Genomic DNA, 20670 nt, shown 5'->3' with positions numbered 1-20670 from the left:
AACAGTTTTAGGCCCCACCTGCTTGCATCGGTCAATGGGTTCGTGTATCATTTGCGGCACATCCGTCGACGGACACATCTGTGACCTCCACGAGGAGGACGCGTTGTTCGAGTTCCGAGGGAATAGCGCCGACCAGCTCAACGTTGGTCGATACTACCGCGGTAACGTGGACGGCTTCGCCGAGTTCGGCGTCTTCGTCGACATCGGTGACAGCGTCACCGGCCTGCTCCACCGCAGCGAACTGGACCAGCGACTCGATTCGCTGGACTGGGAGCCGGGCGACGAGGTGTACGTGCAGGTCAAGAACGTCCGCGACAACGGTAACGTGGATCTCGGCTGGTCCATCCGACAGGCCGAACGCGAGTTCCGCGGCGTCCTCGTCGACGACCCCGACGTGGGGCACTCGACGCTGCTGGACGAGGAAGAGGACGACTCGGGAAACGCTGACGGGGACGGGCCGTCGGCTCAGTCCCCTTCGACGGAAGACGCGAGCGACGCCGACCAGGTCGAAGCGGACGCCGACGACAGCGACCCGGCGCCCCGAACTGAAGACGAGGCGACCGACGAGCAGACGGCGACCGACGACGACCACTCCGAGGGGACCGCCGTCGGCACGGTCGGCGAGACCACCGACGCCGAGAACCCCACCGACACGGCCGTCGTCGCGTCGACTGGCACCGAGACGGCCACGGAGGGAACGGCCGGCGACGGAGCCGACGCCGACTCGGACACGACCGACGATGCCCCGGCGACAGTCGCCATCGGTAGCCTCGAAGACCACGTCGGCGACGACATCCGACTCGAAGGCGAGATAGTCGGCGTCCGGCAGACGTCCGGCCCGACCGTCTTCGAGCTCCACGACGAGACCGGCACCGTCGACTGCGCCGCGTTCGTCGAAGCGGGCGTCCGCGCCTACCCCGACGTCGAAGAGGGCGATTTCGCCCGACTCGACGGCGAAGTGCGCCGACGCCGCGGCGAACTGCAGGTCGAGACCGAGGACCTCGCCGTGCTCGACGAGGCCGAACGGGACGCCGTCGAACAGCGACTCGCCGACGCGCTGGACGACGAGGCCCGACCGGACGCCGTTTCCCCGCTCGCCGAGGACCCGACCATCGAGGCCCTCTCCGCGGACCTGGTCGAGGCGGCCACCGAGATTCGGAAGGCCGTGCTCACTGACCGTCCGGTCATCGTCCGCCACGCCAACACCGCCGACGGCTATCTGGCCGGCAGCGCGCTGGAGCGTGCGACGCTCCCGCTCGTCACCGACCAGCACCGGCGGTCGGACGCGCAGTACCACTACTTCGACCGCCGACCGCTTGAGGGCGGCGTCTACGACATGGACGACGCCACGAAGGACACCTCGCAGATGCTGGACAACCGCGCGCGCCACGACGAGGCGCTCCCGCTGTTCGTCTTCGTCGCGGCCGGGGGCACCCGCGAGAGCCTCGACGGCTTCGACCTGCTGAACGTCTACGGCGCGCCCACCGTCGTCGTCGACGACATCGAGGTCGACGGCGCGGTCACCGACGCCGTCGACGCCGTCGTCTCGCCGAGCCTGGCCGACGCGCCCGACACGACCGCGACGGCGCTCGCGGCCAACGTCGCCGCCCACGTCAACGGGGACGTGCGCGAGGACCTGCGCCACCTGCCGGCTGTCAGCTTCTGGGAGGACGCCCCAGAGGCCTACGTGGACCTCGCCGACGCGGCGGGCTACGACGCCGAGGCGGTCGCACAGCTCCGCGAGGCCGTCGCGCTGGAGGCCCACTACCAGTCCTACGAGGACAAGCGCGAGCTCATCACCGACCTCGTGTTCGGCGACGACGAGAGCGACGTGGGCGGGCTCGCCGGCCACGTGGCAGAGCAGTTCCGCGAGAAGGTCGACGAAGAGGTCGCGACAGCCGAGGCCAACCTCGACTACCGAACCGTCGACGACGCGACGGTCGCCGTACTGGACACGGACGCCTACTCCCACCAGTACGAGTTCCCGCCGGAGACGCTCCTGCTGGACGAGCTCCACCGCTCGGTTCGCGGTGACGCGGACGCCGTCGTCGGCGTCGACACCGACACGCTGTACGTCCGAACCGACGCCGACGTGGACCTGCACGAACTGGTGGCCGACGTCGACGAGGCCGTCCCCGAGGGCGGTGTGACGACCCGGAGCGTTCGTGACGGCTCCATCCGATACCTCGCCGGCGAGCGCGACGCGGTGCTCGACGCGACGCTGGAGCGGCTCGCGGCGGCCCTGTAGCGACGCAGGACTTTTTTCCCCGCTCGCTGTCGACTCGGTATGAGCGACGGCCCCGTCAACGCGGACGACGTCGGGTGGACCGAACACGACCACGGCGACCGCCAGTTCAGACGAAAGAAGCTGGCCGAGGCGGCCGGCGGCGAGGAACTCGGCGCCAGCCTGTACGAGGTGCCGGCGGGCAAACGGCTCTGGCTGCGACACTACCACGAGGGCAACGAGGAGTCGATATTCGTCCTCGACGGCGGCGGGACCCTCTATCTCGGTCCCGACGCGACCGAACACGACCTCGAAGCCGGCGACTACGTCGCGCTGCCGGCCGGCGAGGAGAGCGCCCACGACGTCGAAGCCGGTGACGACGGCCTCCGGCTCCTGATGAGTGGCACCATGGACGAGCCCGACATCACGGTCTACCCGGACCGCGAGATGGTCGGCCTCTATGCCGGCGCCGCGCCCGGCGGCGACAGCGACGAGCGGACGATATCGACCTATCTGGACCGACACGCCGAACTGGACTACTGGGACGACTAGCCCGGCTCAGTCGTCGGTTTTCGCCGCTCCGACGGCGCGTTTCGCGCCGTAGACCGCCCACTCCGCGGAGTAACAGAACACGCAGCCCCGGAACTGCGGCCGGTCGCTGTCTGCAGTCGTCATACGCACACAGAAGGACTCGGCGGTCTTCAATCCTGTGCGTGTCAGCGCGCCGCGACGGCTCCGCGCTGACTGAGAGAGTGATAGCTGGACGACGCGTATCGGCGCTACTCGCCGCTGTCGGGGTCCGGCTCGTCCGTTCCGCAGTGTGGCTCGTCCGCGGAGTCGTCGGAATCGTCGTCGAGCGGCGGAATCGAGCTGATTCCGAGCTGGTATCGGCGAGGGACGGGTGATTCTTTCATACCCGATGGACAAATCTAAACTACTTAACTACTGGCATAATACAATATATATGTCATCGACGGTCCTTGGACAGGTGGCCGGCCCGACGGGGGCCACAGCGTACGCCCGAGCGACACGCTTATTCGGCAGAGACGACCAGTTCGGGTACGAGCGATGAGCACGGAGACGACGGACCCCGAGGAGACGGAGGCCTTCCAGCAGGTGTGTGCGGAGCTTGTCGACCGCATCCTGGCCGGCGAGGTCGAGCGCGACGACGTCGAGAGCGCCAAGATAGACGTCTGTCGGGAGTTCTCCGCCCCGAAGGTCCCACAGAACTCCGAACTGCTCGACTACGCGCCACAGGAGCACCGCGAGGTGCTGGAGGAGGTCCTCCAGCGCAAACCCGTGCGGACGGCGTCGGGCGTCTCGCCCATCGCCATCATGACCTCGCCCCATCGGTGTCCCCACGGGAAGTGTCTCTACTGTCCCGGCGGCCCGGACTCGGAGTTCTCCTCGGCCCAGTCCTACACCGGTCACGAGCCCGCCGCCGCCCGCGGCGAGCAAAACGACTACGACCCCTACGGACAGGTGACGCTGCGGCTGAACCAGCTGCGCGAGATCGGCCACCCCGTCGACAAGGCCGAACTCATCGTCATGGGCGGGACGATGACCGCCCGGAGCCACGACTACCAGGAGTGGTTCGTCAAGCGGGCCATCGAGGCGATGAACGACTTCGACGTCGACGCCGACCCCTCGCCCGCCGAGGGCGTCAGCTTCGCCGAGGACGACTACGAGTTCCGGTATCTGGAGGACGTCGTCGCCGAGAACGAGACGGCCGACGTGCGCAACGTCGCGACCACGTTCGAGACCAAGCCGGACTGGTGCGACCCGGAGCAGATCGACCGGATGCTCCGGCTGGGCGCCACCAAAGTCGAGGTCGGCGTCCAGACCACCTTCGAGCGCATCAACCGGGAGATGCATCGGGGCCACGGCGTCCAGGCCAGCATCGACGCCAACCGCCGGCTCAGGGATTCGGCGTTCAAGGTCGGCTTCCACATGATGCCCGGCCAGCCCGGGATGTCCAGGGAGATGTGTCTGGAGGACTTCCGGCGCCTCTTCTCGGAGTCGCGCTGGAAGCCCGACTACCTGAAGATCTACCCGACCCTCGTCGTCCCCGGCACCGTCACCTACGACTGGTGGAAAAAGAACGACTTCGACCCGCTGCAAAACGAGGAGGCCGCGAAGCTCGTCGGCGAGATCAAGGACATGATTCCCCGATACACCCGGCTCCAGCGGGTCCAGCGCGACATCCCGGCGGACTTCATCGAGGGCGGCGTCTGGAAGTCCAACCTCCGCCAGCTGGCCTGGAAGGAGATGGAGAACCACGACTGGTCGTGTGACTGTATCCGCTGTCGCGAGGCGGGCCACAAGGACGAGGTCGCCGAAGACGTCGAACTCGACGTCATGACTTACGAGGCCTGCGGTGGCACGGAGCATTTCATCTCGTTCGAGGACTTCGACACGGACGTGCTGGTCGGGTTCTGTCGGCTGCGCTTCCCCGACGACCCCGTTCGCCGAGAGCTTCGGGACGCCGCGCTCGTCCGGGAACTCCACGTCTACGGCAACTCCGTCGGCGTCGGCCAGACCGCGGGCGACGACGACCACCAGCACAAGGGGTACGGCAAGCGCCTGCTCGCGAAAGCCGAAGAACTCGCCAGCGACGCCGGCTTCTCGAAGATCGCCGTCATCTCCGGCATCGGCGTCCGGCAGTACTACCGGGAGAAGCTGGGGTACAAGCAGGACGGGCCGTACGTCTCGAAGCGACTGTAGGACTCCCCCATGGGACGGATTCTCAGGGAAACGCGTATCGACGCTCCCCGAAAGCGAGTGTTCGACCTCGCGCGCCACGTAGAGGCTCACGTCGAGACGATGCCGGCGGAGGAGGCGATCGGCGCGACCGGGCTGCTGGAACTCGGGGATTTCGTTACCTTCCGCCAGCGGCAGTTCGGCGTACCGTTCGAGCTGACCGCCGAGGTGACCGTCATGGACCGACCGAACAGGTTCGTCGACGAGCAGCGCGCCGGCGTCTTCGGCTCGCTCGTTCACGAGCACACGTTCGAGGACTGCGAAGGTGGGACACTGATGCGTGACAGCGTTCGGTTCGCGATGCCGTTCGGTCCGCTCGGGAAGACGGGTGAGCCCGTCGCCCGACGGCGCTTGCAGCGGCTCATCGACTACCACGCGACGGCACTGCGTGCGGTGGCCGAAGGTGACGAGTGGCAGCGATTCCTGAACGACTGAGCTGCGTGACAGAGACCACCACGCACGATACGGTGTCGTTTTCCACGCCGATACCCTCTGTGAGGTATGGTCCGAGAGCTTCGCCCTGGCCTCTGGCTGCTTGAACTCGGGCTCCTCCCGCCGCTGGCCTCGAACGCCTACCTCGTCGACGAGCGCCAGTTCGGGGGTGAACGCGAGGAACTAGTGCTGATAGATACGGGGCTGTGGTGGAACCGGCCGAGCATCGCCGACGAACTCGACGCAGTGGGGTACGGCCCCGGAGACCTCGACCGCGTGCTGCTAACCCACTACGACCTCGACCACGTCGGCGGGCTCAACAGGCTCGTCCCCGAGTTCGACGGCCCGGTCTCCGTGGGCCGGGACGACCTCGACCTGCTGGAGCGACGCGTCCATCCCGAACTGCTCCACCACAAGGGCCTGTTCCACCGGGCGAGCCGACGGCTCTTTCCGCTCCCGGACCTCGCGCTGGAGCCGCTGTCGGACGGCGAGACGGTGGGCGGGTTCACCGCGTACCACACGCCGGGCCACAACCCGGGCCACACCGTGTTTCACCACGCCGGCGCGTCCGCCGCGTTTCTGGGCGACCTCGTCTGGGCCGCCGACGACGGCGGGCTGACGACGCCGTTCTGGGGCGACTCCTACGACATGGTCCAGCTCAGGGAGAGCGTCGGAGCGCTCGCCGACCGGATTCCGGCCTTCGACGTGGCGGCGATGGGTCACGGCGACCCGCTCGTGACCGGCGGCCACGCGGCGCTTCGCGCGCTCGCCGGGCGGCTGTGACACCGGCCGCCGGCTGACGGTTCGGGGCTGTTTGGGCCGGGTTATTTACTCGCGCCACCCGTCGGTTCGGACATGACCTCGACCCTGGCTATCGTGGGTGCCGGTGGCGCGGGCGCCGCCGCTGCGTACGCGCTCCGGGACGACCCGGTCGACGTGACCGTCTTCGAGAAGAGTCGCGGTGTCTGTGGGCGGGCGGCCACCAGACGCAAGGACGACTGCATCTACGAATACGGGGCGAACTACCTCAAGGACGACGACGAGCGCGTCACCGAGCTGGTGACCGAGACGCTGCCGAGCGACGGACTCGTCGACGTCGAGGCGCCCATCTACGCCTTCGAGCGGGACGGCGACGTCGGCGAGGGTCGGGACAGCGACGAGCACAAGTGGACCTACGAGTCGGGCATCACACAGCTCGCAAAGCGACTGTTCGCCGCGGCCGACGCGACCGTCCACAACGGCGTCCGCGTGGAGACGCTGGACCGCGACGCCGGCGGCTGGCGCGTCTTCGACGCCGAGGGGACAGACCGCGGCCACTACGACGCGCTCTTGCTCACGCCGCCGGCGCCCCAGACCGCGGACCTGCTCGGCGAGGCGGCCTGGGACCACGACGACTGTCGCGACCTGCGCCAGACCGTCGCCTCGGTGCCGTACCGGACCGTCGTCTCCGGGATGTTACACTACCCCTTCGAGCTGGACGTGCCGTGGTACGCCGCCGTCAACACCGACAAGGCCCACGATATCGGCTGGCTCGCCCGGGAGGAGTGCAAAGCGGGCCACGTGCCCGAGGGGGAGTCACTGCTGCTGGTCCAGATGAACGAGCCGTGGTCGGTCGCCAACTACGACGCCCACCCCGACCGCATCCTCGACGAAATCGCCCAGCGAACCGCCCGCCTGCTCGGTGACGACCGGCTCACCGACCCCGACTGGACGGACCACCAGCACTGGCGCTACGCGCAGCCGGAGGACACGGTCGACCGCGACGCGCTCGCCCCGGCGGCCGACCACGACCTCTACTTCGCCGGCGACTGGGTGGCCAGCGAACCGCGACTGCACGCGGCTGTCCGGAACGGGCTGGACGTCGGCGAGCGGATCGGGGCGGACTACTGAGCGGGCTCACCCCTCGTCGTCCGGGCCGGCGAGCAGGTCCGTCTCGTAGGCCGCGACCGCCCCGACGACGGCCTCTGCATCCGTGTCCGCCACGTCGAACGCGTCGAGACTCCCGTAGAGCAATGCGATGGCCCGCTGGATGAGACTCGGTGTGAACGGGACGTGTGCGTGGGCCTCCCGGACCGGCGGTCCGTCGTATCGTTCGGGCCCGCCCGCGGCCTCACAGAGAAAATCCGTCTGCGTTCGCCTGAGTTGGGCCATGTCCGCGTTCGCGAACAGCGGTCCGATGTCCTCGTCCGCGAGCAACCTGTCGTAGAACTCGTCGACGACGGCGCGGATGCCGTCGCGGCCACCGAGCCGGTCGTACAGCGTCTCCTCTGCCATGCGAGCGGTAGGGTGGGGAGGACCTAACGCTTCCCGGTCCGGCCGAGCCCAGCGTCCGTCCCGATAGGCATTTGGGCGGGCGCCGACAGCCACCGACATGGACCACAAGCGGGAACTGACGAGCGTCGACCTCGCCGCCCTCGAGGCCGAACTCGCCGAGTACACGGGGGCGAAACTCGACAAGGCGTATCTCTACGCCGAGGACGACCTCGTGCGGCTGAAGCTGCGGGACTTCGACCGGGGCCGCGTGGAGTTCATCATCGAACTCGGCGACGTGAAGGGGGCCTACGTCGCCGCGGCGGACCACGTCCCGGACGCGCCCGGCCGGCCGCCCGACTTCGCGATGATGCTGCGCAACCGGCTCTCGGGGGCGGACCTCGTCCGCGTCGAGCAGTTCGAGTTCGACCGCATCCTCGAACTGGAGTTCGAGCGCGGGGACGGCTCGACGACGCTCGTCGCGGAGCTGTTCGGGGACGGCAACCTCGCAGTGCTCGACACCCACGGCGAGGTCATCGACTGTCTGGAGACCGTTCGGCTGAAGTCCAGAACCGTCGCGCCGGGGACCCCCTACGAGTTCCCCTCGGCGCGGTTCAATCCGCTGACCGTCGACTACGACGGCTTCGTCGCTCGCGTCCGCGACTCCGACGCCGACCTCGTCCGCACGCTCGCCACGCAGCTGAACTTCGGCGGGCTCTACGGGGAGGAGCTCTGTACGCGGGCCGGCATCGACTACCACGAGCCCGTCGAGGAGCTCACCGAGGCGCAACTCGACCGCCTCTACGAGGTGGTCTCGGAGTTCGCGACCAAGCTCTCCGAGGGGCCCCTCGACCCGCGGGTGTACTACGAGGAACTCGACGGCGAGACCGACGAGGACGGCGACCCGGAGCGCCGCCGCGTCGACGCCACCCCGGTCGCCCTGGAGGAGTACGAACACCGCTACAGCGAGCGCTTCGACTCGTTCAACGCCGCGCTGGACGACTACTTCTACAACTTCCAACGCGAGGAGGAGGTCGAGGGCGGCGAGACCCAGCGACCGGACTTCGAGAGCGAGATATCGAAGTACGAGCACATCATCAGGCAACAGCAGGAGGCCATCGACGATTTCGAGGCCGACGCCCAGGCCGAACGAGAGAAGGCCGAACTCCTGTATGCCAACTACGACCTCGTCGACGACGTGCTCTCGACCGTCCGGAGCGCCCGCGAGGCGGACGTGCCGTGGGCGGACATCGAGGCGAAGTTCGCGGAAGGCGCCGACCGGGGCATCCCGGCCGCCGAGGCCGTCGTGAGCGTCGACGGCAGCGAGGGGACGGTCACGCTCGATATCGACGGCACGCGCGTGACCGTCGACGCCGACACCGGCGTCGAGAAGAACGCCGACGAGCTGTACAAGGAGGCCAAACGCATCGAGGGGAAAAAAGCGGGCGCGCTGGCGGCCATCGAGGACACCCGGGAGGACCTCGACGACGTCAAACAGCGCCGCGACGAGTGGGCGACCGACGACGGCGACCACGACGCCGAGGAGGACGACAGCGAGGACGAACCGACCGACTGGCTCGCCGAACAGTCGATTCCGGTCCGCCACAACGAGCAGTGGTACGAGCAGTTCCGGTGGTTCCACACCTCCGACGGCTATCTGGTCATCGGCGGCCGGGACGCCGACGACAACGAACAGCTGGTCCAGAAGTATCTCGAAGGCGGTGACAAGTTCTTCCACGCGCAGGCCCACGGCGGCCCGGTCACCGTACTCAAGGCCACCGGACCGAGCGAGGCCGCGAAAGAGGTCGACTTCCCGCAGTCCTCGCTGGAAGAGGCCGCGCAGTTCGCCGTCTCGTACAGCTCCGTCTGGAAGGACGGGAAGTTCGCCGGCGACGTGTACATGGTCGACCCTGACCAGGTCTCGAAGACCCCGGAGAGCGGCGAGTATCTGGAGAAAGGCGGGTTCGCCGTGCGGGGCGACCGGACGTACTTCGAGGACACGCCGGTCGGCGTCGCCGTCGGCATCACCTGTGAGGACCGAACGCAGGTCGTCGGCGGGCCGCCGGCGGCCATCGAGGGCGACGTCGCCACGAGCGTCGCCGTCGAGCCGGGCCAGTACGCCCAGAACGACATCGCAAAGCGGCTCTACCGGGTGTTCAAGGAACGGTTCACGGACGAGACGTTCGTCCGGAAAGTCGCCAGCCCCGACCTGATTCAGGAGTTCCTGCCCCCGGGCGGGAGCCGGATGGTCGACGAATAGCACGGCTCACGCAACCTTATATACTTGTTGGTCGTAGTATAGGTAGGTACAAGACGACGAGCCGTGTGACAGGGCGACTCGCCGCCGGGTATCGGACAATCATGTTTCAAGAAGCCCTAAACTACCCACGGAACAGCGACAGCGCGGTGAAAAACGTAGCCATCGGGGGGATACTGCTCTTCCTGAGCTTCCTCTTCGTCCCGGCACTCGCCGCGTTCGGATACGTCGTCCGCTCGCTCCGACACGTCCTGAACGGCGTGGAGGAACCGCCGGAGTTCGACGACTGGGGCGACCTGCTGACCGACGGCGCGAAGGCGTTCGCAATCGGTCTCGTCTACGCGCTGATTCCCGCGGCTATCGCGGTGGTCGCAGTGCTCGCAAGCGGCGCGACGCTGGGTCTGGGCGGCAACGGCGCCGGGAGCGGCCTCGTCGTGGGGCTCATCGCCCTCGTCGCCGCGCTGCTCGTGTTCGTCGTCTCGCTGCTTTCGGCCTACATCGTCCCTGCGGCCGTCGTGGCCTGGGTTCGCACGGACAGCCTCGGCGCGGCGTTCTCGCCGCGTGAACTGCGCGTGCTCGCGTTCAGCAAGACCTACGCGACCGGGTGGGCCGTCGCCCTCGGTATCGGCCTGCTGGCCGGTATCGTCTCCAGCGCGCTCGGGGCCGTCTTCATCGGCACCGTGCTCGTTCCCTTCATCGCGTTCTACGGGAACGTCGCCGGCGCGTACGCCATCGGCTCGGCGGTCCGGGAGATGCCCGCCGTCGACGACGGGCGCGACGCCCCGGCCAGCCAGCCCGCGGCCTGAGCGGTTCGGTAGCCGGTGTACTGTTAGCAAACGTTTATTTTTGCAGTCGTGGAACCTCTAGCCGTTACTGTCACCTGCGGTAGCGCGGTGGTTCGGTTCCACCGTCGACGACCGGGGTCAGTGACGGAGGTTCCAATGCTCGAAGACGCAATCACGTACCCGTCGACCGGTGAACGGAACGTCGAGACGCTCGCTATCGGCGGCGTCTTGAGTCTCCTGGGCGTGTTTTTCGTCCCGATACTGTTCGTCTATGGCTATCTGGTGCGCGTCATCAGGCAGGTCGCCAAGGGGGAGACCGACGTGGCGCCGGCGTTCGACGAGTGGGAGGAACTCCTCGTCGACGGACTGGTCGTGTTCGGTATCTCCGTCGTCTACGTGCTCGTACCGACAGCGGTACTCGTCGCGGGGCTGTTCGTGTTGCTCGTGCCGGTCGGTGTGGGTGTCGGGGTCGGCGGCAACGGCGGCAGCGCCGTCGCCGTCTTCGGCGTCCTCGTCTCGCTGGCCGTCACGCTGCTCGGAATCGTCGCCCTGCTGGCGGCGTTTTACCTCGTCCCGGCCGCGGTGGCGGCCTACGCCCGCACCGGGCGATTCGGGTCGGCGTTCTCGCCGTCGACGCTCCGGAGGGTCGGGACCGACGGGAGCTACGTCGTCGCCTGGCTGGTCGCACTCGTCATCGGCTTTCTCGCGCAGGTCGTCGGCGGCGCGCTCACGCTCACGCTCGTGGGTGCCGTGCTCGTCCCCTTCGTCACGTTCTACGGCAACGTGGCCAGCGCCTACGCTATCGGCGCCGGCGTCGCGGAGACTGAACTCGCCTCGGAGACGAGCGACGAGGGAGCGGCTGCCGGCCGGCCCGCGGTCTGAATAGCAGGGCACTTGTGGTCGGGCGGCGCAGTTCGGGTATGCAGATAAAGAGCCGGCAAGCCACCGGCGAGGGTCGCGAGCGCGTCGAACTGGTCCCCGAGACGCTCGACGACCTCTGGCACCTCTCCTACGTCGTCGAGCCCGGAGACCACGTCTCCGGGGATACGACCCGCCGCATCCAGCGCAACGACGACACGCTCCGGGACAAGGGCGGCGAGCGCGAGCCGATGTGGCTGCAAATCGAGGTGACCGACGTGGAGTTCGCGAAGTTCGCCAACCGCCTGCGGGTCGGCGGCGACATCGTCGACTGCTCTCGGGAGGACCAGCTGGGCTTTCACCACACGCTCAACGTCGAGGAACACACCGAGCTGACGATCGAGAAACGGTGGAAGCCGGACCAGAACGACCGGCTCGACGAGGCGGTCGAGGCCACGGAGAACCCGGACGTCGCCATCGCGACGGTCGAGGAGGGCGAGGCCCACGTCCACACCGTGGCCCAGTACGGGACCGAGGAGCGCGCTGTCATCACGTCCACGACCGGCAAGGGCGATTACGCCCGCCCCCGCGACGAGCTGTTCTCGGAGCTCGCGGACGTGCTCGAACGACAGGACGTGGACGCGTACATCCTCGCCGGACCGGGCTTTACCAAGCAGGACGCTCTGGACTACTTCGGCGACGCGATTCCCGACATCGCCGAGCAGATCACCGTCGTCGACACCGCGTCCGTGGGCGACCGCGGCGTCCACGAGGTGCTGAAACGCGGCGCCGTCGAGGACGTGCAACAGCAGACCCGCATCGCCGAGGAGGCAGACCACATCGACGAGCTGATGGCCCGCATCGGCGAGGGAAGCGAGGTCGCCTACGGCCCCGAGGAAGTCGCCAAAGCCGCCGATTTCGGCGCTATCGAGACTCTGCTGGTGCTGGACGAGCGGCTGCGGCTGGAACGGGCCGACGAGGGCGACTGGGACGTCGACGTCGACCACATCATCGAGACGACCGAACAGAAGGGCGGGGACGTGACGGTCTTCTCGGCGGAGTTCGCGCCGGGCGAGCAGCTCTCGAACCTCGGTGGTATCGCCGCGCTGTTGCGGTATCGGCTCGACTGACTCTCCGGTAGCGGGCCGCTGCCCGTCGGAAGATATCGTTTCTGGTAATTGTTGGGGCCCTTTTTTATACTGTAACTAAATAATTAAAGACGATAGAGGAGATGCCGTAGAATGTCATTCGAGGAACAGCAGAATTTCGCCAGACAGGTAGCCGACCTCAACAAGTACGGTCAGGCGCTCAACCGGTGTGAGACCGTCGAAGAGGTCGTCTCGCTGACGCTGGAGGCGATGTCCCTGCTGTTTCAGTTCTCCTACTCGACGTTTATCGAAGTCCGGGACGGCGAGCTCAGGGTGGTCCACAGCACGAACCCGCGGCTGACCCAGGGCGGGAGACCCGGACCGGTGGCCCAGCGGGCGTTCGAGGACGGCGAGACCGTCGTCACGACCGGCAGCGACGCCGGACTGGATCCGGACTCGGACGTGACAGCGACACTCGCAGTACCGGCACAGGTCGGCGGGGAGGTGACCGCGGTGCTGGTCACTCGGTCGACGTCGGTCGACACGTTCGGTGACGAGTACAGTCGCCCCCTCGAAATCCTCGCCTCTCACGCGGCCACGGCTATCAGCAACATCCGCTCGCGGGAGCGACTCGAACGGGCCCGGCAGGACTTGCAGGCGCGAAAGGAGATGATAGAGATGTACGACCGTCTGTTGCGCCACGACTTGGGGAACGACCTCCAGATAATCGCCGGCTTCGCCGACGCCGTCGCGGGCGAGGTGGCGGGCCAGACCGCCGACTACGTCGGCAAGATACAGCGGGCCGCCGAGAGCTCCGCCGACCTCATCGAGCGGGTCGGTAACCTGGTGAGCACGCTCGAAGCCCAGGACGAGCCCGAACCCCGCGACCTCCGACCCATCCTGGAGAGCACGGTCACCGAGGTGTCCGCGAACTTCCCGGAGCTCACCGTCGAGTTCGACCCGTCGACGGCGGCTTACCGGGTCTACAGCGGCGACCTGCTCGACTCGGTGTTCACCAATCTCGTCTCCAACGCCGCGGTCCACAACGACGGCGCGGTGGAGATGGGTATCACCGTCGAGGAGACGGGTGACGGCGACGTCGTCGTGACGTTCGCGGACGACGGCAGCGGCGTGCCCGAGGCGGTCAGGACCGACATATTCGAGATGGGCGCGAAAGGCCCGGAGAGCTCCGGGACCGGTTTCGGCCTCGGCTTCGTCCGCGCGCTGACCGAGTCCTACGGCGGCGACGTGACGGTCGGCGAGAGCGACGCGGGCGGCGCCAGTTTCCGTGTGACGCTCCAGCGGGCCTGACTCTCAGACGCTGTCGACCGTTATCGAGAGCCCGTCCTCCGCAAAGCGCACGTCGCCGTCGTACTCCTCGCCCAGCGAGTCGAGCATCTCCTCGTGGCGTCCCTCCGTGTGCGGGTAGAGGTGGGTCAGATACACCCGTCCGACCGCCGCGTCGGCCCCGGCGAGTGCGGCCCCGAGGCTCGTCGGCGTCGGGTGGTTCGAGACGTCCACGTCGTCCGGAAACGAGCAGTCGTGGACGAGCACCGCGGCCCCGTCGGCGAACTCGACCAGCTCGGCGAACGCCTCGGAGTCCCCGCTGAGCGCTATCGTCGGGCCGCCCGACGCCGGGGTGAGCCGGTAGGCGAAACACTGCATCGAGTGGCGCGTCTCCATGCGCTCGCCCTCGAAGCCCGCCAGCGAGAACGTCGTCCCTTCGATGTCGACGAGCGTGAGGTCGAGTCGGTCCTGCATGTACTCGTGGACCGAGAGCAGGTCCTCGACGAGCGCGGTGGTTCCGGGCGGGCCGGCTACCGTCAGCTCCGTCTCGCCGGCCAGCCAGCGCGCTTTCATGAGCACGTCGAGGTCGGAGACGTGGTCGAGGTGGTGGTGGGTCAACAGGAGGGTATCGACGCCTTCGTACCCGATATCGGTCCGCGCGAGCGCGTCGAGCACGCCGCTGCCACAGTCGACGAGCAGGGCCGTCCCGTCGGCCGTCAGGAGTGTTCCGGACTGGGCGCGCCGGCCGGTCGGCATCGCGCTTCCGGTGCCGAGAAACGTGAGTCGCATGTCTGTCACAAGCGGGTGGAGCGCCAAATGGGTTGGTGCGTCAGCGGGGACGTCGGCGGGGACGCCGACTGGAGGGGCTTCAGGGCGGGAACCAACCGGGAAGCGATGGGGGGTGGCCGTCTCTGAGGGGGCAAGGACACGTGGGCTGCGTGCCCGGTGACGGCCCGATTATGGCTTCCACGAGGGAGACAAAAAGTCCATCCGAGACTCAAAACCGCGTTTGACCTATCGATGCCCCTACTCGGTGTAGGCCCACGTCAGACCGACGACGGTCAGGACGAGCAGCCCGCCGAGGAAGAAGGCGACGCCGGGTTCGAGGTCGAGCCCGCCGCCGGACGCGGCGCTCGTGACCGTCTCGGTCGCCGTCTCGGTCATCTCGACGACAGTGGACGGCTCCTCGGTCGGTTCCTCCGTGGCTTCCATAATCTGGATGCCGCCACCGCCGCCGTCCGTCGACGTGGGCTCCGGAGTCGCCGTCGGTTCCTGCGACGGCGCCGTCTCCGGTGTCGGCTCGGTCTCGTTGGCGCCGACATCGGCCCCCGACGACGACTCCCCGCCGGTCTCCGGCGAGCCCAGCAGTCCGGGCAGGCGTCCGAAGAAGACCTGAATCATCACGCTCGCCGCGGTCAGCAGGCCGACAGCCGGGACGAGCCGCTCGACCAGCGAGCGCAGCGTCCGCTTGCGGTCCGGCGTCCCGACGAACACCACCAGCGGGTCCTCGGGCGGTTCGTACACCGTCATCTCCTGACCCTTCTCGGAGTACTGGGTGCCGGCGACGGCGATGAGCTCCTCCGACTCCAGTTTCTCTAGGTGGTAGGAGACCTTCTGGATGGACATATCGAGCCGCTCGGCCAGCTCCGAGGGGGTTCCGGGCTCGTCGTAGACTTCGTTGAGGATATCGCGGGCCGTCTCCGAGGAGAGGGCATCGAGGACGGCGGAGACGTCTTCGTCGACGCCGACGATCTGCAACTCACCGTCCTGTGACGTGCTCGTGTCGGGGCCGCGGGAGGGCAGCAGGGACATATCGCCATCACTGACGGCCAGCGTAATGAATCTCGTGGACCCTGCTCAGTCCCGGAACCCACTTGTCCGTCCGGGCCAACCACAACCCAGACGATGGACCCGCGAGCGCGGCTGGACGCCACAGCGCCCGACTTCGACGTGGCGACCGTCGACATCGACGACGGCGACGTGCTCTCACGGCTCGCGCCCGTGGTCGCGGAGTGGTGGACCGAGCAGTTCGGCGAGTTCGTCCCCGGCAACGGCGGCTTCTTCACGCCGCCCCAGAAGGAGGCGATTCCGCTCATCCACGAGGGGACGAACGCGCTGGTCTGTGCGCCCACCGGGTCGGGGAAGACCCTCGCCTCCTTCACCGCGATCATCAACGAGCTGTTCGCGAAGGCCCGCGAGGACAGCCTCGACAACAGCGTCTACTGCCTCTACGTCTCGCCGCTGAAGTCGCTGGCCAACGATATCCACCGGAACCTGACCGTTCCCCTCGAAGGTATCTCCGAGAAGCTGGACGAGCGCGGCGAGGACGTGGAGATTCGCCACGCGATTCGACACGGGGACACCAGTAGCGCGGAGCGCCAGCAGATGCTGGAGACGACGCCCCACATCCTCAACACCACGCCGGAGACGCTGGCGATACTACTCAACTCGCCGAAGTTCCGGAAGAAGCTCGAAACCGTCGAGTACGTCGTCGTCGACGAGATTCACAGCCTCGCCGAGAACAAGCGGGGCACCCACCTCTCGGTGTCGCTCGAACGACTGGAGGCGATGGCCGACTCGTCGCCGACGCGCATCGGCTGTTCCGCGACGGTCGAGCCCCGGGAGACGGTCGCACAGTTCCTCGTCGGCCGCGACGAGCCCGGCGGCGACGCTCGCCCCTACGAAATCGTCGACACCCGCTTCGTCCGCGACCTCGACGTGGAACTGTCCTGCCCGACCGACGACCTCATCGACACCCCCAGCGGCGTCGTCACGGACCGGTTCTACCGACAGCTCCACGAGCACGTGCAGGACCACACGAACACGCTCGTGTTCACGAACACCCGCTCTGGGGCCGAACGGGTCCTGCAGAACCTCCGGGAGCGCTACGACGACTACGACGAGGGGAACTCCGGCTGTCACCACGGCTCGCTCTCGAAGGACAAGCGCCACGAGATAGAGGGGGCGCTCAAGGACGGCGAGCTCGACGTGGTGACGACCTCGACGAGCCTCGAACTCGGCATCGACATGCCCTACATCGACCTCGTGGTGCAGGTCGGCTCGCCCAAGTCCGTCGCCGCCCTGCTCCAGCGAGTCGGCCGGGCCGGCCACCAGCTCGGCGAGACCGTCGAGGGTCGTGTCATCGCGCTGGACCGCGACGAGCTGGTCGAGTGTGCGGTGATGCTCGGGAAGGCCACCGACGGGTTCGTCGACCGCGTGTTCATCCCCGAGAACCCACAGGACGTGGCGACCCAGCACGTCTACGGGATGGCCATCAACGCGGTCCGACCCGAGGCCGAGGTCAGGGGCATCCTCGAACGGGCCTACCCGTACCGGAACTACACCGAGGACGACTGGGAACAGCTCTGTCGGTATCTCACCGCCGACTACCCCGGGCTGGAGGACAGAAACGTCTACGCGAAAATCTGGCGCGACACCAACGACCCGCCCGACGGCGACCACCACTACGAGGAGTACGACGTGGGCGAGCACCTCGTCGGCAAGCGCGGGCGGCTCGCGCGGGTCATCTACATGACCAACATCGGCACCATCCCGGACTCCTTTACCTGCGACGTCGTCACCCGCGGGAGCGACGAGTGGGTCGGCCAGTTAGACGAGTCCTACCTCGACACGCTGGAGAAAGGCGACGTGTTCGTCCTGGGCGGGTCGAACTACGAGTACCGGTACCGCCGGGGCTCGAAGGTGTACGTCGACCCGACCGCTGCCCGGCCGACGGTGCCCTCGTGGTTCTCCGAGCGGCTGCCCCTCTCCTACGACCTCGGTCGCGAACTGCTCGGCTTCCAGCGGGAGCTACTGGAGAAGCTCGAAGCCGGCGGGCTCTCCGAGGTGCGCAACTGGCTGCGGACGTTCCCCCTCGACGAGAACAGCGTCCGGGCCATCGCTCGGATGTTCCGCGAACAGGTCGCCTACGCGGGGAGCGAGAGCGTCGCCACGGACGAACGCCTCGTCATCGAGGAGGCGATGGACCACGACGAGTACGAACGCCACTACCACGTCCACTCGAACTACGGTCGGCGGTTCAACGACGGCTTCTCGCGGTTGCTGGCCTACCGGGTCGCGCAGGCGGCCAGCGCCAACGTCCAGGTCGCCGTCGCCGACAACGGCTTCACCCTCTCGATGCCGCTGAACCGCAAGGTCGATATCGAGCGCATCGTCGACGACATCGACCCGGCGGACGTGCGCTCGGACCTGCGGGCGGCCCTCGACGGGACCGACCTCCTCCAGCGGTACTTCCGCATCAACGCCACGCGCTCGCTGATGATACTCAAACGCTACAAGGGGTACGAGAAGTCGGCCAGCGAGCAGCAGGTCTCCGCGGAGATGCTGCTTGGCTTCGCCGAGGACCTCGGCGACTTTGCCGTCGTCGAGGAGACCTACCGGGAGATTCTGCAGGACAAACTCAACGTCGCCGCTATCGAGGACGTGCTTACCGATATCGACCGCGGCGCGGTCGCTGTGGGGACGATTCGAGTCGACTCGCCGTCGCCCCGGGCCTTCGGGCTCGCGACCCTGATGGCCAGCGACGTGGTACTCGCCGAGGACGAGTCCGCGGTGCTCGCGGAGTTCCACCGCCGGGTACTGGACGAAATCGAGGACGACGCCGTGCCGGTGGACTACTGACGCGCCGCTCGTGTCGGTTCGGTGCCAAGAGTGATGACGCTGGCTTCGGTAGCGGTACTGATGGCACACCACACACACGACGACCGCGAACCGCCCGAGGCCGGTCACGTCCACGAGTGGGTCGACGAGTCAGTCGACGCGCGCGACGACTGGGCGCGCCGCCGGCGCAAGGACATCCCGAACGACAAGCGACTGTTCGTCCTCGCCTGCATGGACGAGCGGATTCCCGTCGAGGAGGTACTGGGGCTGGAACTCGGCGACGCGCACGTCTTCCGCAACGCCGGCGGGAAGGTCACCGCAGACGTCGTTCGGTCGGCGGCGCTGACGCTGCAGTTTTTCGACACCGAGGAGATAATCGTCGTCAACCACACCGACTGCGGGATGATGAGCGCCAGCGACGAGGACGTCGTCGCGGGGCTGGAAGCCGCCGTCAGCGGGGACCTGTCGGACCTCGACCTCGACCCGTCGCTGCCGGAACTGGATATCGGCGACGCGACCTTCGACGAGTGGCTCAAGATGACTGACGACATCGACGAGGCCTGCGAGCGGCAGGTCGCGTATCTCCGCGCTCATCCGCTGATTCCCGACGACGTGACCGTCACCGGCTACGTCTACGAGGTCGAGAGCGGCCACCTGCGTCGCCCCGGCGACCGGATCGGGGACGAGATCAGCGAGCGCGTGTAGGCGTCCGGACGACGGCTCAGTTCATCGAGTCGCCGTCAGTCATGGATTCACCGTCGCCCATGGATTCACCGTCGCCCATGGATTCACCGTCACCCATGGATTCGCCGTCACCCATGGACTCGCCGTCACCCATGGACTCGCCGTCACCCATGGATTCGCCGTCACCCATGGACTCGCCGTCGCCCATCGAGCCGTGGGGCGTCAGCGTCACGCTGATGACGTTGCTCACGTCGGGGTAGCGATAGCCGTCACCGACGTCTTCGAGCCGCTGGACGACGCCGCCCTCGTCGTCGCCCTGGTCGGGGCTGCTCTGGGCGGGCGCCTGGTCCGGTCCCTGGCCGGGCTGGCCGTTTGGCTCCGTGCCGGCGTCCCAGAGGTGGACGCTGTCGGTCACGTCGCCCGAGACCGGCTCGCCGTCCTCTGGCCACAGCGCGATGCCGTCGGCGCCCGGCGAGAGGAACACGTCGTTCGACGGGACGAACATGCTCGCGAAGGAGAGCTTCTGGCCGGGCGTGGCCTGAACGTCGAACTCGAAGGCACCGCCGGGTGCGATGGGTGGTGCGCCGGGCACCTCGCCCATCGGGTCGTTCGGGTCGGCGACGGTGTTTTCGGGTGTGTACGCCCCGGAGTGTGCGACGCCGCCCATGTCGCCACTCATACCGTCGTCACCCATACCGTCGTCACCCATACCGTCGTCGCCCATGCCGTCGTCGCCCATACCGTCGTCGCTCATGCCACCGTCGCCCATGCCACCGTCGCTCATGCCACCGTCGCCCATGCCGCCCAGCTCGTCGACGAGGCCGGGCTCGCCCTCGAAGCCCGTCGGCGGGCCGGCCTCGGCCAGCGCCTCCAGCCCGATAGAGGCCGACTCGCCCTCGGTGTAGATGGGGTTGTCGCCGCTGTGGACGGCGTAGGCCCCCGGCGTTATCCAGACGGCGCCGCCGGTGTGGCTGTCCGAGCCGTAGAAATCCGTCGGCGCGACGTTCTCGATGCGAACGGTGACGGTGGTCTCGCTCGTCATACCGCCCTCGTCCATTCCGCCTTCGGTCATGTCGCCCTCGGTCATCTCCCCGGTCGCCGTGCTCTCGGACGGCGTCCCGTTCCCCGTGTCCCCGCTACAGCCGGCGATGGCGAGCGCGGCCGCGCTCCCCGTCGCGGCGATGAACTTCCGTCGAGTCGAGTTCTCTGACATTACAGTGGGGACGACGACAGGGGTTTGAATATAGATTTTTCAACATCCGTTTCGATTCCGTTCCAATTTCCCCCCACAATCGGTGTCTGACGCCCGCACACTTTCTTCCGCTGTTCACACTTGCCCGAACGGCGGGCGCTGACAGCCTGTCGTGTATGTATTTCTAGATGTTCGCGGCGCGGGAGCAAACGATTAATCCGCGTCTCGGACCA

General features: G+C 67.6%; 18 protein-coding genes. 13 read left to right on the top strand and 5 right to left on the bottom strand.

Going from position 1 to position 20670, the window contains the following annotated elements; genetic code table 11:
- The first annotated feature begins 34 nt into the window (after window positions 1-34).
- The gene (locus NDI56_RS06190; protein WP_310918569.1) at window positions 35-2248 is read left to right on the top strand and encodes a DHH family phosphoesterase; all 2214 of its coding nucleotides are present in this window, start codon (window positions 35-37) and stop codon (window positions 2246-2248) included.
- Window positions 2249-2287: 39 nt separating this feature from the next.
- On the top strand, window positions 2288-2776 hold the full coding sequence (locus NDI56_RS06185) for a cupin domain-containing protein (protein WP_310918568.1): 489 nt from the start codon (window positions 2288-2290) through the stop codon (window positions 2774-2776).
- Window positions 2777-3003: 227 nt separating this feature from the next.
- On the opposite strand, the gene NDI56_RS06180 is transcribed toward NDI56_RS06185, so the two are convergent.
- Window positions 3004-3138 carry a hypothetical protein gene (locus tag NDI56_RS06180; RefSeq protein ID WP_310918567.1) on the bottom strand — a complete coding sequence of 45 codons (135 nt, stop codon included), beginning with the start codon at window positions 3136-3138 and terminating at the stop codon, window positions 3004-3006.
- 154 nt (window positions 3139-3292) lie between these two features.
- On the opposite strand from NDI56_RS06180, the gene NDI56_RS06175 reads away from it, so the two are divergent.
- The 4 genes from NDI56_RS06175 to NDI56_RS06160 all read left to right on the top strand — a co-directional run bounded on the left by NDI56_RS06175 (window position 3293) and on the right by NDI56_RS06160 (window position 7306).
- Entirely contained in the window at window positions 3293-4948 is a 1656-nt protein-coding gene (locus tag NDI56_RS06175) for a tRNA uridine(34) 5-carboxymethylaminomethyl modification radical SAM/GNAT enzyme Elp3 (RefSeq protein WP_310918566.1), read from the top strand.
- Window positions 4949-4957: 9 nt separating this feature from the next.
- On the top strand, window positions 4958-5419 hold the full coding sequence (locus tag NDI56_RS06170; protein WP_310918565.1) for an SRPBCC family protein: 462 nt from the start codon (window positions 4958-4960) through the stop codon (window positions 5417-5419).
- 66 nt (window positions 5420-5485) lie between these two features.
- Entirely contained in the window at window positions 5486-6199 is a 714-nt protein-coding gene (locus NDI56_RS06165) for an MBL fold metallo-hydrolase (protein WP_310918564.1), read from the top strand.
- Window positions 6200-6271: 72 nt separating this feature from the next.
- Entirely contained in the window at window positions 6272-7306 is a 1035-nt protein-coding gene (locus NDI56_RS06160) for an NAD(P)/FAD-dependent oxidoreductase (protein WP_310918563.1), read from the top strand.
- Window positions 7307-7312: 6 nt separating this feature from the next.
- Here the strand turns inward: NDI56_RS06160 and NDI56_RS06155 are convergent, their stop codons facing one another.
- Window positions 7313-7690 carry a truncated hemoglobin gene (locus tag NDI56_RS06155; RefSeq protein ID WP_310918562.1) on the bottom strand — a complete coding sequence of 126 codons (378 nt, stop codon included), beginning with the start codon at window positions 7688-7690 and terminating at the stop codon, window positions 7313-7315.
- Between the two features lie 97 nt (window positions 7691-7787).
- Here NDI56_RS06155 and rqcH point away from each other — a divergent pair, with 97 nt between their 5' ends.
- From rqcH to NDI56_RS06130, 5 genes are all read left to right on the top strand, one after another.
- Window positions 7788-9926 (top strand): ribosome rescue protein RqcH, encoded by a 2139-nt coding sequence (gene rqcH / locus NDI56_RS06150; RefSeq protein ID WP_310918561.1) that lies wholly within the window; start codon window positions 7788-7790, stop codon window positions 9924-9926.
- A 146-nt stretch (window positions 9927-10072) separates the two neighbouring features.
- Window positions 10073-10729: a DUF4013 domain-containing protein gene (locus NDI56_RS06145; RefSeq protein ID WP_310918560.1), complete on the top strand. Its 657-nt coding sequence runs from the start codon at window positions 10073-10075 to the stop codon at window positions 10727-10729.
- A gap of 135 nt (window positions 10730-10864) precedes the next feature.
- A complete protein-coding gene (locus NDI56_RS06140) occupies window positions 10865-11590 on the top strand; it encodes a DUF4013 domain-containing protein (RefSeq protein WP_310918559.1) in 726 nt (241 codons plus the stop codon).
- A gap of 38 nt (window positions 11591-11628) precedes the next feature.
- Window positions 11629-12696 carry an mRNA surveillance protein pelota gene (locus NDI56_RS06135; protein WP_310918558.1) on the top strand — a complete coding sequence of 356 codons (1068 nt, stop codon included), beginning with the start codon at window positions 11629-11631 and terminating at the stop codon, window positions 12694-12696.
- 111 nt (window positions 12697-12807) lie between these two features.
- Window positions 12808-13965 carry a sensor histidine kinase gene (locus NDI56_RS06130; RefSeq protein WP_310918557.1) on the top strand — a complete coding sequence of 386 codons (1158 nt, stop codon included), beginning with the start codon at window positions 12808-12810 and terminating at the stop codon, window positions 13963-13965.
- A 3-nt stretch (window positions 13966-13968) separates the two neighbouring features.
- On the opposite strand, the gene NDI56_RS06125 is transcribed toward NDI56_RS06130, so the two are convergent.
- Together NDI56_RS06125 and NDI56_RS06120 are read right to left on the bottom strand one after the other, a co-directional pair.
- Window positions 13969-14730 carry an MBL fold metallo-hydrolase gene (locus NDI56_RS06125; protein WP_310918556.1) on the bottom strand — a complete coding sequence of 254 codons (762 nt, stop codon included), beginning with the start codon at window positions 14728-14730 and terminating at the stop codon, window positions 13969-13971.
- Between the two features lie 237 nt (window positions 14731-14967).
- Complete coding sequence (locus NDI56_RS06120) at window positions 14968-15753, bottom strand: ArsR/SmtB family transcription factor (RefSeq protein ID WP_310918555.1); 786 nt, start codon at window positions 15751-15753, stop codon at window positions 14968-14970.
- Window positions 15754-15846: 93 nt separating this feature from the next.
- On the opposite strand from NDI56_RS06120, the gene NDI56_RS06115 reads away from it, so the two are divergent.
- Window positions 15847-18582, top strand: coding sequence for an ATP-dependent helicase (locus NDI56_RS06115; protein WP_310918554.1), 2736 nt, complete (start codon window positions 15847-15849; stop codon window positions 18580-18582).
- Between the two features lie 60 nt (window positions 18583-18642).
- On the top strand, window positions 18643-19266 hold the full coding sequence (locus NDI56_RS06110) for a beta-class carbonic anhydrase (RefSeq protein WP_310918553.1): 624 nt from the start codon (window positions 18643-18645) through the stop codon (window positions 19264-19266).
- Window positions 19267-19282: 16 nt separating this feature from the next.
- Here NDI56_RS06110 and NDI56_RS06105 read toward each other — a convergent pair whose 3' ends face one another.
- Complete coding sequence (locus NDI56_RS06105; RefSeq protein ID WP_310918552.1) at window positions 19283-20458, bottom strand: spondin domain-containing protein; 1176 nt, start codon at window positions 20456-20458, stop codon at window positions 19283-19285.
- Window positions 20459-20670: the final 212 nt, after the last annotated feature.

It is taken from the genome of Halomicroarcula saliterrae (assembly GCF_031624395.1).
GTDB lineage: Archaea > Halobacteriota > Halobacteria > Halobacteriales > Haloarculaceae > Haloarcula > Haloarcula saliterrae.
Note: the sequence above shows the minus strand (reverse complement) of the source record. Positions and strands in the feature narration are given on the sequence as shown.

Coding starts and splice junctions, on each gene's coding strand:
- NDI56_RS06160 (WP_310918563.1), top strand. CDS start 6,272: ATGACCTCGACCCTGGCTATCGTGGGTGCCGGTGGCGCGGGCGCCGCC.
- NDI56_RS06190 (WP_310918569.1), top strand. CDS start 35: ATGGGTTCGTGTATCATTTGCGGCACATCCGTCGACGGACACATCTGT.
- NDI56_RS06135 (WP_310918558.1), top strand. CDS start 11,629: ATGCAGATAAAGAGCCGGCAAGCCACCGGCGAGGGTCGCGAGCGCGTC.
- NDI56_RS06185 (WP_310918568.1), top strand. CDS start 2,288: ATGAGCGACGGCCCCGTCAACGCGGACGACGTCGGGTGGACCGAACAC.
- NDI56_RS06155 (WP_310918562.1), bottom strand. CDS start 7,690: ATGGCAGAGGAGACGCTGTACGACCGGCTCGGTGGCCGCGACGGCATC.
- NDI56_RS06140 (WP_310918559.1), top strand. CDS start 10,865: ATGCTCGAAGACGCAATCACGTACCCGTCGACCGGTGAACGGAACGTC.
- rqcH (WP_310918561.1), top strand. CDS start 7,788: ATGGACCACAAGCGGGAACTGACGAGCGTCGACCTCGCCGCCCTCGAG.
- NDI56_RS06180 (WP_310918567.1), bottom strand. CDS start 3,138: ATGAAAGAATCACCCGTCCCTCGCCGATACCAGCTCGGAATCAGCTCG.
- NDI56_RS06170 (WP_310918565.1), top strand. CDS start 4,958: ATGGGACGGATTCTCAGGGAAACGCGTATCGACGCTCCCCGAAAGCGA.
- NDI56_RS06115 (WP_310918554.1), top strand. CDS start 15,847: ATGGACCCGCGAGCGCGGCTGGACGCCACAGCGCCCGACTTCGACGTG.
- NDI56_RS06110 (WP_310918553.1), top strand. CDS start 18,643: ATGGCACACCACACACACGACGACCGCGAACCGCCCGAGGCCGGTCAC.
- NDI56_RS06130 (WP_310918557.1), top strand. CDS start 12,808: ATGTCATTCGAGGAACAGCAGAATTTCGCCAGACAGGTAGCCGACCTC.
- NDI56_RS06120 (WP_310918555.1), bottom strand. CDS start 15,753: ATGTCCCTGCTGCCCTCCCGCGGCCCCGACACGAGCACGTCACAGGAC.
- NDI56_RS06175 (WP_310918566.1), top strand. CDS start 3,293: ATGAGCACGGAGACGACGGACCCCGAGGAGACGGAGGCCTTCCAGCAG.
- NDI56_RS06165 (WP_310918564.1), top strand. CDS start 5,486: ATGGTCCGAGAGCTTCGCCCTGGCCTCTGGCTGCTTGAACTCGGGCTC.
- NDI56_RS06105 (WP_310918552.1), bottom strand. CDS start 20,458: ATGTCAGAGAACTCGACTCGACGGAAGTTCATCGCCGCGACGGGGAGC.
- NDI56_RS06125 (WP_310918556.1), bottom strand. CDS start 14,730: ATGCGACTCACGTTTCTCGGCACCGGAAGCGCGATGCCGACCGGCCGG.